Origin of the sequence: Streptomyces sp. NPDC059456 (genome assembly GCF_042750055.1) — a bacterium.
Lineage (GTDB): Bacteria > Actinomycetota > Actinomycetes > Streptomycetales > Streptomycetaceae > Streptomyces.
Genome location: NZ_JBHYVA010000281.1, coordinates 1 through 10063, shown reverse-complemented (window position 1 = coordinate 10063; position 10063 = coordinate 1). Strand labels below are relative to the sequence as shown.

The following is a 10063-nucleotide window of genomic DNA, read 5'->3' as shown; positions in this document are numbered from 1 at the left end:
TTATCAGCGCGCGGCGCCCCCGGGTGCGCGCGGGGTGGGGGCGCCCCTCGCGGCGCCAACCCCCGGGGTTGGTTGCGCCGCCGACCCATTGTGGTGGGGGGTGGCCGCGGGCGTCCGCATCGTCGAGAAGGCCAAGGGCGACGCCTCCACCCTGCGCGCCGAGGCCCAGAAGGACGCCGCCTCCAAGCGCGAGGAGGCCGACGCCCTGTTCGAGGAGACGCGCGCCAAGGCCGCCCAGGCCGCCGCGGACTTCGAGACCAACCTGGCCAAGCGCCGCGAGCAGTCCGAGCGCGACCTGGCCTCGCGTCAGGCGAAGGCCGAGAAGCGCCTCGCCGAGATCGAGCACCGCGCCGAGCAGCTGCGCCTGGAGGCCGAGAAGCTGCGCACGGACGCCGAACGCCGCGCCCGCCAGACCGTGGAGACCGCGCAGCGCCAGGCCGAGGACATCGTCGCCGACGCCAACGCGAAGGCGGACCGCATCCGCAGCGAGTCCGAGCGCGAGCTGGCTGCGCTCACCAACCGCCGCGACTCGATCAACGCCCAGCTCACCAACGTCCGCGAGATGCTGGCGACGCTGACCGGCGCGGCCGTCGCGGCGGCCAACCCGATCGTCGACGACGAGCCGGTCACCCGCGGCGTTCCGGCGCAGCAGAGCCGCTAGTACGCACGGCAGTTCACCGGCCGTCGACCGGTCGGACCGCCGCCGTCTACCGGCTCGTGGACGAATGTCCTGCCCGAGGGCCCTATGTCACCCTTTTGAGGTGGCGTGGGGCCCTCGGGCGTTCTAGCGTGAGCGTCATGATCGAGCTTGAGGGCCTTACGAAACGATTCGGCGCGAAGACCGCCGTGGACCACCTCAGCTTCCAGGTCAGACCGGGGGTGGTGACCGGCTTCCTCGGCCCCAACGGGGCGGGGAAGTCCACGACCATGCGCATGATGCTCGACCTCGACAACCCGACCAGCGGTACGGTCCGGATCGACGGCAAGCACTACCGGGACCTGCCGGAACCGCTGAAGCACATCGGGGCGCTGCTGGACGCCAAAGCCATGAACGGCGGCCGCAGCGCCTACAACAACCTTCTCTGCCTTGCCCAGTCGAACCGGATCCCGGAGAGCCGGGTCGCGGAGGTGCTGGATCTCGTCGGACTGACGCCCGTGGCGAAGAAGAAGTCGAAAGGATTTTCGCTGGGCATGGGCCAGCGCCTGGGAATCGCCTCCGCGCTGCTGGGCGACCCGGAGATCCTCATGTTCGACGAGCCCGTCAATGGTCTGGACCCGGAGGGAATTCTCTGGATCAGGAATCTCATGAAGGGGCTTGCGTCGGAGGGCAGGACGATCTTCGTCTCGTCCCACCTGATGAGCGAAATGGCGCTGACGGCGGACCATTTGATCGTCATCGGTCAGGGAAAGCTGTTGGCTGATATGTCTATGGCTGATTTCATTCACAAGAACTCGCGCAGCTACGTCCGGCTGCGCTCACCGCAGCAGGAGCGGCTCAAGGACGTCCTGCACGAAGCCGGGATCGACGCCATCAGCGTCCCGGCGACCGGCGCACTGGAGATCGACGGGGTGGGCCCGGAACAGCTCGGCGAGCTGGCCGCCCAGCATCAGATCGTGCTGCACGAACTCAGCCCGCAACGGGCTTCACTGGAGGAAGCGTTCATGCGCATGACGGCGGACTCCGTCGAGTACCACGCCCACGCACCCGGCACCCCGGGCATCCCCCCGGGTCCCGGCCCGGCCGAGGCCCCCGCGTGGGGCGCCGGCTACGAGGCGACGCGCAAGGGCGGGCAGTGACCATGTCCTCCTTCCCCGCCGTTCTCCGGTCCGAGTGGACCAAGATCCGCACCGTCGCCTCCACCACCTGGACCCTGGTCGCGGCGCTGGTGGTGACGGTCGGCGTCAGCGCCGGCCTGTGCGCCGTCTTCAACGCCACCTTCGACGACATGCCGAAGGAGCAGCAGATCACCTTCGACCCGACCCTGGCCAGCTTCGCGGGCATGACCCTCGGCCAGCTCGCCATGATCGTCTTCGGTGTGCTGGTGATCGGCACCGAGTACAGCTCGGGCATGATCCGCACCTCGCTGGCCGCCGTGCCGCGCCGTGCGAACTTCCTGGCCGGCAAGCTCATCGTGGCCACCGGCCTCGCGCTGGCCGTCGGCCTCGTCACCAGCTTCCTGTCCTTCTTCCTGGGACAGGCCATCCTGGGCGACCGCAGCATCGGCATCGACGCGCCGAACGTGCTGCGCGCCGTGATCGGCGCCGGCCTCTACATGGCCATGATCGCGCTGTTCTCGATGGGCGTGGCGACGATCCTGCGCAGCTCCATGCTCTCGCTCGGCATCCTGATGCCGTTCTTCTTCCTCGTCTCGACGATCCTCGGGGCGGTCAGCGCCACCCGCAAGGTCGCCCAGTACTTCCCGGACCAGGCGGGCTCCAAGATCATGCAGGTGGTCCCGGGCGCGATGGACAGCGGCGAGGCCCCCTACGGACCGTGGGGCGGCTTCGGGATCATGGCGCTGTGGGTGCTGGCCTCGGCGCTCGGGGGCTACCTGGTGCTGAAGAAGCGCGACGCCTGACGGACGGACGAGGCGGACGAGGCGGACGTCCCTCTTGTGACGGACGTCCCTCCCGTGACGGACGTCCCCCGCACTACGGGTCATCCCCGGGTCGGAGTCAGGGACAGCTCAGGGATCCGGTCCGGGATGGAACCGTAGGCGACTCGATATCCTCTTAACCCTTACGCGGACGAAAGCCGTCCGGTCCTGGCAAGGGGCAGAGCAATGATCGAGGCAGTCGGCCTGACCAAGCGCTACGGCGCCAAGACCGCCGTCGACCAGCTGTCCTTCCAGGTCAGGCCGGGTCACGTGACGGGATTCCTGGGGCCCAACGGCTCCGGGAAGTCCACCACCATGCGCATGATCCTCGGACTGGACCGGCCCACGGCCGGCACCGTGACGATCAACGGCGCGCCCTTCCGGCAGCTGCCCAACGCCCAGCGGCACGTCGGGGCCCTGCTCGACGCGAAGGCCGTGCACGGCGGCCGCCGGGCCCGCAGGCACCTGCTGTCCCTCGCGCAGCTCTCCGGCATCCCCGAGAGGCGGGTGGACGAGGTCCTGGCCGTCGTCGGCCTCCAGGACGTGGCCAAGCAGCGCACGAAGGGCTTCTCGCTCGGCATGGGCCAGCGGCTCGGCATCGCCGCCGCGCTCCTCGGCGACCCCCAGGTGCTGCTCTTCGACGAGCCGGTCAACGGGCTCGACCCCGAGGGCATCCTCTGGGTCCGCACCCTCATGCGCCGGCTCGCCGCCGAGGGCCGCACCGTGTTCGTCTCCTCGCACCTGATGAGCGAGATGGCGCTGACCGCCGACCACCTCGTCGTGATCGGCCGCGGCCGGCTGCTGGCCGACATGGGCACCCAGGAATTCATCGCGCACAACTCGGCCGGATTCGCGCGGGTACGCGCGGCCGACAATGATCAAGATGGCCGGGATGCACTGGGCGGGGCCCTGACCAAGGCGGGCGGCCGGGTGCTCCAGGAGCCCGACGGGGCACTGCGCGTGACCGGCCTGGAGCTCCCCCGGATCTCCGACCTCGCGCACGGGGCCGGCGTACGGCTGTGGGAGCTGTCCCCGCACCGGGCCTCGCTGGAGGAGGCCTACATGCGGATGACCCAGCCCTCCGTGGAGTTCGGCTCCACCGAGGACCCGCGCAACGAGCTCTGGGAACCGGATCCGCTGGCCCTGCCCGCCTGGGAGGAGGAGCTCCCCGCGCCCGAGGTGCCGCAGAGCGGCTTCTTCGCTCCCCCGCCGCCCGGCGCGGGCGGGCAGCCCTTCCTGATGCCCGCCAGCCCCGGCGAGCTCGCCGGCACCGCGCAGAACACCCCGACGGACCCCCGCAAGGACACCCGATGACCGGCCCCACGAACACCGCGGACCAGCCGAAGAGCTACAGCTCGCCCCTGCCGACGCCCCGCCCGCACCTCGGGCACGCCGTGGCCTCGGAGTGGACGAAGATGATCTCGGTGCGCTCCACCGTGTGGACGCTCGGCTCGATGGTGCTGCTCGTCGTCGGCATCGGGGTGCTGGCCGTCTCCGAGACCCGGAGCACCGACTACCAGGAGGTGCCGCTCACGGCGCCCGCGCTGTTCGGGCTGCTGGTGGGGCAGATCTCCGTGATGGTGCTCGGCGTCCTGACGATCACCTCCGAGTACGGAACGGGCATGATCCGTACGACGTTCACCGCGGCCCCCGACCGGGCCCGAGTGCTGACCGCGAAGTACCTCGTCTTCGCCACCGTCGCGTTCCTGGCCGTCGCCGGTTCGGTGGCGCTGGTGGGGCTGTCCTCGGCGATCCTGCGCGGCGGCGCCGCGTCCGGGCACCACGGCAGCGGGGAGTGGGCCCGCGCGCTGAGCGGCTGCTTCTACGTCACCCTGCTGGGGGTGCTCGCCCTCGCGGTCGGGGCGATGCTGCGGCACTCCGCCGGGGCGATCGCCGTGATGCTGGGCCTGGTCACGCTGCCGCCGGTGATAGGGGGGATGCTCAGCATGTGGGAGTCCATGGCCCCGCTCGGCAGCGCCATCCTGCGCTACAACGCACCGGTCGCCCTGATGCAGCTGTTCGGCCTGCCGGACGCCGGTACCGGGGCCTCGCCCGGCACCGCGACCCACCTGCTGCTGCTCCTGCTGGTGGCGGGCGCCGCGGTGGCGGGCTCGTACGTGGTGGTCGGCCGCCGCGACGTCTGATCCGCGCTCCCCCGCCCCCTAGTACTTGGGGGCGTTCCTGGACCGCTGCACCCGCGAGGTGCGGCGGTCCTTCGCGTTCCAGCAGGCCTTGTGCCAGTGCCGGCGGTCGTCCACGCCGCCGTACTCCGGCCAGGCCACCAGGTGCGGGGTGCCCGCGGGGATCTCCTGGTCGCAGCCCGGGCAGCGGTAGCGCTTGCCCGCCGCGCTCGCGCCCGCGACGTGCCGGACCTTCCACTCCTCGCCCTGGTACTCCTCGGTCCGTTCCAGACCGAACCGGTCCAGGCCACCCGAACCGGTGCCCGAGCCGGGTTCCGGACGGTCGGCTGGATTCCCGCCGCCCCTGGGGCGGTTGTGGCGCGGTGACACGTATACCTCACGGATGGGCGGACGGCAGTGACTTTCTCCCAAGACTACGCGCAGCGAGGCCCGGTACCCGCAGGGTGGCTGACAGAGGCCGGCTGACGGAGCCGACGCCGCCGCACTGGCGTCGACTGGCCTGACTATCCCAATAACTTTCCTGTCAGGCCGTGCCTTTGGCACGTGTCAGACGTTGTTGCCAACAGAGGAAACCGGTCCACCTGGGGGAGGCCGCGTCAGCCACGAGGAAGGTAAAGGCGATGCGTGTAGGAGCGTTTGTACTGGCGGCCCAGTTCCCGGGCCAGGGGCAGGGGGAGGCACTGCACCGGGCGGTGCGGACGGCAGAGGTGGCCGAGGAGTCCGGGCTCGACTCGGTCTGGCTCGCCGAACACCATTTCGTCCCGTACGGGGTCTGCCCGTCGGCGGTGACCCTGGCGGCCCTGCTGCTGGGACGGACCCGGCGGCTGCGGGTCGGCACGGCGGTGAGCGTGCTGCCGAGCACGCACCCGGTGGCCCTCGGCGAGCAGGCGGCGCTGCTGCACCTGACGTCGGGCGGCCGGTTCACCCTGGGGGTGGGCCGCGGCGGGCCCTGGGTGGACCTGGAGGTGTTCGGCGGGGGGCTGGACGCCTATGAGAAGGAGTTCCCGGAGGACCTGGACCTGCTGCGGCGCTGGCTCACCGAGCCGCGGGTGGCGGCCGCCGGCGGGCGGTACGGGTTCCGCGAGGTGGCCGTCGTACCGCGTCCGTCGGAGGCGCTGGACGGGGACGGATCGGGGCCGGAAGTGATCGTCGCCTGCACCTCTCCCGCGTCGGTCCGGCTGGCCGCGCAGCGGGGGCTGCCGATGCTGCTGGGCATGCACTGCGGGGACGAGGACAAGGCGGCGATGGTCGCACTGTACCGGCGTACGGCCGCGGCGGCGGGCCACAGCCCGGACGCCCCGCACGTATCGGCGGGCGTGTGCCAGCTGGCGGACCGTACGGCGGACGCCCGGGAGGCCCTGCTGAAGGCGATGCCGGGCTGGCTGAAGCAGGGGCTCGACGCGCACGTGACGGTGGACGGCCGGGAGCGCGCGATGCGGGACCCCGTCACCTACACGGAGCTGCTCTGCGATCTGCACCCCGTGGGCACCCCGAGGCTCGCGGCGGACCGGCTGGCGGCCACGGCGGAGCGGACGGGCATCACGCGGTTCGCCCTGCTGGCGGAAGGTTCCGGGGATCTCGCCGCGACGGAGGAGAACGTACGGCGCCTCGGCGCCGAGGTCCTGCCCCGCCTCGGCTGAGGCTGCCGCTCCGGTATCAGTGGCACACACCTCCCGCGATACGGAGCGGCAGCGGAGTACGGTCGTGCGGGCTGAACATGTGGTGCGGATGCTGCTGGTGGTACGGGTGCTGCTGGTCGTACGGGTCGTACGGTCAGCAGTCCCGGAGCTCGGGCGACTGGTTGAGCAGCTGGCCGCGGATCGAAGTGAACTTGGCGAGCCGGTCGTCCGAGGAAGGATCCAGGGGGAACACGGCCACCCGGTGGCAGTTCTGGAACGCCAGGCGCACCCCGAAGTGCCGCTGCAGGGCACCCCGTATCGCGTCACTCGCAAGGGCACGCAGCAGCTGGCCACGCGCCTGCTCGTCCGGCGGCGGCGTCTGGTTGTCGGCGAACTCTCCGCCGTCCACCTTCAGCTGGGCCACCAGCGAGCTGATCATCTCCCACGCGAAGGGCAGGGAGGTCCGGACGCAGTCGACGAAAGCGGCTTCGTCGACCTCGCCTCGCTCGGCCTGTTCGAGTAGGGCCGGTGAGACGTCGAGCGACATGGGTTCTCCTCTCGCGACCCCGGCCGTTTGGGTTGCCGGAGTCTTACGGGCAGGGAAGGAGGTCGCGACGCAGAGTGCACGCTCCGCCACCTCCCGCTCACCACGGTAGGCGCCCCGTGGGTGGCGCACCAGGAGAATGCGCATACAACGCGCCATCCGCGAAGGGGGCTTTCGGGGGCGAATCGCGTGGAGGGCTTCTCGTCGAGTAGCGTTGCCGACCATGCGTCTCGTCATTGCCCGCTGCTCCGTCGACTACGCGGGCCGGCTCACCGCCCACCTGCCCTCGGCACCCCGTCTGATCCTCGTGAAGGCCGACGGCAGTGTCTCGATCCACGCGGACGACCGGGCGTACAAACCGCTCAACTGGATGTCGCCCCCGTGCACCCTCAAGGAGGGGAGCGGTGATGAGGCCGGCGTCTGGACGGTCGTCAACAAGGCGGGCGAGAAGCTCATCATCACCATGGAGGAAGTCCTCCACGACTCCTCCCACGAGCTGGGCATCGACCCCGGCCTGATCAAGGACGGCGTCGAGGCGCACCTGCAGGAACTGCTGGCCGACCGGATCGAAACGCTGGGTGAGGGCTACACGCTGATCCGGCGCGAGTACATGACGGCGATCGGGCCGGTGGACATCCTGTGCCGGGACGCCTCCGGCGCGACGGTGGCGGTGGAGATCAAGCGGCGCGGCGAGATCGACGGCGTCGAGCAGCTGACCCGCTACCTGGAACTCCTGAACCGCGACCCGCACCTGGCCCCGGTCCGCGGGGTGTTCGCGGCCCAGGAGATCAAGCCGCAGGCCCGCGTTCTGGCCACGGACCGCGGCATGGACTGCGTGGTCCTGGACTACGACGCCCTCCGCGGCATCGAGGACGACAAGCTCCGCCTGTTCTGACCGGACGCGACCACGCGCCTCCCACACCGCGCCCCGCCGCCTCGAACGCCGGCGGGGCTCGACGCGCGGGCTAGGTGCTCGACGGGCTGCCGGCCGGGCTCGTCGTGGGGGTGGGGGTCGACGGCGGGGTCACGGACGGCGTCGGCGTCGGCGCGGAGGGCGTCGGGTCCGGCTTCGGGGACGACGGCTCCGGGTCCGGGTTCGGGTCCGATGACGACGGAGTGCGCACCGGCGCCGTCTGCGGCTTGCGCGACGGCGTACGGGAGGTCTGGTTCGGGTCCGGGCTGACGCCCTGCTCCGGGGAGTCGGATGCCGGGGCATCGGGCGCGGTCGTCCCCGGATCCGGTGCAGGATCGTTCCCGCTGGTTCCTGCCACGCCCGCCGCGGGCGTCGGTGCCGACGACGCCGCCGGGCCGGTACCGCCCGCGGGGACCTCGGGGTCGTCCGAGCCCGTCATCGTCAGGGCGACCACCGTGCCCAGCACCGCCACCGTCAGCGCTCCCGCCGCCGCCAGCAGCACCGGCTTCCGGCGCGCCCGGGCGCGCGCCGCTGACGCGGCGGAGGGGCGCGCGGGAGGGAAGGACGGCGCAGCCTGCGTCGGCTTCGGGTCGAGGGGGAAGGCCTCCTCGAACACCTCCGACAGCGTCGTCGGCGCCACCGCCGGCCGCCCGATCACCGGCACGACGGGGGTCATCGGGGTCGTGACCGTCACGGACGGCCCGGACGGCCCGGACGACGCGGGCAGCGCGGGCGGCGTCGCGGCCGGCAACACCGTCGTCACCGCCTCCGGCGCGACCGCGGGCGGGGACGTGGGCGTGGCCGTGGCCACCGGCGCCTCCAGCCGCAGCGGCGGCGACACCGCCACGCCCGCCTTCTCGCGGTCCGTGACGAGCGCGAGTGCCCGACGGCCCGCCACCGTGCCCCGCTTGTCGGCGAGCGCGCCCCGCAGGCCGATGGACGCCTCGAGTTCGGCCCGCGCCCGGTCCAGGCGCCCCTCGCACAGGGCGAGTACACCGAGTTCGTGGTGGAAGTACGCCTGTTCCGCGACTTCTCCCGCCTTGCGCGCGGCCTCCGCCCCGGAGCGCAGCACCCGCTCCCAGGCCTCCCAGTGCCGCGAGGCCGCGAACGCCGGGGCCGCGGTCCGGGCCAGCAGGACGGCGGCCACCACGTCGGCCCCGGCCAGCGCCGCCAGCACCGCGTCCGCTTCCGCCGCGACCCGCTCCGGGGTCACGGAGGCGTGTCCGGTCCACCAGGCGTAGTGGCGGGCTGCCGTCCGGGCCTCCTCCGCCGCGGTGTCGCCGAAGCCGGCCTCCTCCAGCTGCCGTGCGACCCCGGAGGCCAGCCGGTAGCGGGTGCCCACCGGGGTGAGCAGTCCGCAGCCGAGGAGTTCGGCGACGGCGGCGTCGGCGTGGGTGTCCCCCACGAGGGCGGGCAGGTGGGCGTGGTGCGGCAGTTCACCGCCGAGCGCGCACGCGATCCGCAGCGCCGCCCGAGCCGACTCGCTGACCCGGGAGGCCAGCAGCTCGGCGGGGGCCGCGCCCTCGGCCAGCGTCGGCAGGGGGACGAACGCGGCGTCCCGCTGCCGCTCTTCGAAGACGCCGGGCTCCTCGTCCTCGTCGCCGGACGCGGTGAGGTTGCGTTCGTCGCGCTGGCGCAGCAGTGCGGCCGCCTGGACGAAGCGCAGCGGCAGCCCCTCGGACGCGAACCGCAGGTCTCCCGCCCAGGCGGTCTCCTCCTCGGTCAGGGCCCGGCCGACGCCCGCTTCGAGGAGTTCCAGGCACTCGGCCCGGCCGAGTCCGCCGAGGAAGACCTCTTCCAGGTGCGAGTCGTCGGAAGGGGCGCGGGTGTCGGGGGTGGTGGCCAGCAGGTAGGCGCATTCGGGGGTGGCGCGGAGCAGCTCGTCGAGGGGGGCGCCGCCCATCTCCAGGTCGTCGAGGAGCACGATGGCGCCGATGTCCCGGACACGGGTGAGGAGTTGGGTCCGCTCGGGGCGTTCCCGGGAGGCCTCGTACACGGCGGCGTACAGCGCGTGCAGCAGTTCGCCGGGCTGCTGGTGCCCGTATCCGCTGAGCCGTACGACGCCGTCGGGTGCCAGTCCCGCGCAGTCGGCGGCGACCGCGTCGAGGAGGGCGGTGCGTCCGGACCCGGCGGGTCCGGTCAGTCGTATGGAGCGGCCGCGGCTCAGCAGCCGTACGAGCCGTTCCCGTTCCTCTTCGCGCGCGAGGAGCGGCGGGGCCGGGGCGGCGGGGCCGGGCAGGGCGGGCGGC

The 10063-nt window shown here is 72.3% G+C and carries 9 protein-coding genes and 1 pseudogene; 7 read left to right on the top strand and 3 right to left on the bottom strand.

Annotated elements, in window-relative coordinates; all coding sequences use genetic code 11:
• Positions 1-109: 109 nt before the first annotated feature.
• From ACFXA3_RS23285 to ACFXA3_RS23265, 5 genes and pseudogenes are all read left to right on the top strand, one after another.
• A pseudogene (locus tag ACFXA3_RS23285) lies at positions 110-661 on the top strand (cellulose-binding protein); the annotation flags it as partial.
• 137 nt (positions 662-798) lie between these two features.
• Positions 799-1797, top strand: a complete 999-nt coding sequence (locus tag ACFXA3_RS23280) for an ABC transporter ATP-binding protein (protein WP_385189587.1) — start codon at positions 799-801, stop codon at positions 1795-1797.
• Positions 1798-1799: 2 nt separating this feature from the next.
• Complete coding sequence (locus ACFXA3_RS23275; RefSeq protein WP_385189589.1) at positions 1800-2579, top strand: ABC transporter permease subunit; 780 nt, start codon at positions 1800-1802, stop codon at positions 2577-2579.
• A gap of 204 nt (positions 2580-2783) precedes the next feature.
• Positions 2784-3911 carry an ABC transporter ATP-binding protein gene (locus tag ACFXA3_RS23270; RefSeq protein ID WP_385189584.1) on the top strand — a complete coding sequence of 376 codons (1128 nt, stop codon included), beginning with the start codon at positions 2784-2786 and terminating at the stop codon, positions 3909-3911.
• Positions 3908-4741 (top strand): ABC transporter permease, encoded by an 834-nt coding sequence (locus ACFXA3_RS23265; protein WP_385189583.1) that lies wholly within the window; start codon positions 3908-3910, stop codon positions 4739-4741. The genes ACFXA3_RS23270 and ACFXA3_RS23265 overlap by 4 nt, the downstream gene beginning before the upstream one ends.
• An 18-nt stretch (positions 4742-4759) precedes the next feature.
• On the opposite strand, the gene ACFXA3_RS23260 is transcribed toward ACFXA3_RS23265, so the two are convergent.
• Positions 4760-5107: an ATP/GTP-binding protein gene (locus ACFXA3_RS23260; RefSeq protein ID WP_385189580.1), complete on the bottom strand. Its 348-nt coding sequence runs from the start codon at positions 5105-5107 to the stop codon at positions 4760-4762.
• Positions 5108-5358: 251 nt separating this feature from the next.
• Between ACFXA3_RS23260 and ACFXA3_RS23255 the strand changes: the two genes are divergently transcribed.
• Entirely contained in the window at positions 5359-6378 is a 1020-nt protein-coding gene (locus ACFXA3_RS23255) for an LLM class flavin-dependent oxidoreductase (protein ID WP_385189579.1), read from the top strand.
• A gap of 133 nt (positions 6379-6511) precedes the next feature.
• Here the strand turns inward: ACFXA3_RS23255 and ACFXA3_RS23250 are convergent, their stop codons facing one another.
• Entirely contained in the window at positions 6512-6904 is a 393-nt protein-coding gene (locus ACFXA3_RS23250; RefSeq protein WP_030153794.1) for an SCO5389 family protein, read from the bottom strand.
• A 220-nt stretch (positions 6905-7124) separates the two neighbouring features.
• On the opposite strand from ACFXA3_RS23250, the gene nucS reads away from it, so the two are divergent.
• Positions 7125-7796, top strand: a complete 672-nt coding sequence (gene nucS, locus ACFXA3_RS23245) for an endonuclease NucS (protein ID WP_385189577.1) — start codon at positions 7125-7127, stop codon at positions 7794-7796.
• Positions 7797-7866: 70 nt separating this feature from the next.
• On the opposite strand, the gene ACFXA3_RS23240 is transcribed toward nucS, so the two are convergent.
• On the bottom strand, positions 7867-10063 hold a 2197-nt coding region (locus ACFXA3_RS23240), incomplete at its 5' end, for an ATP-binding protein (protein WP_385189574.1).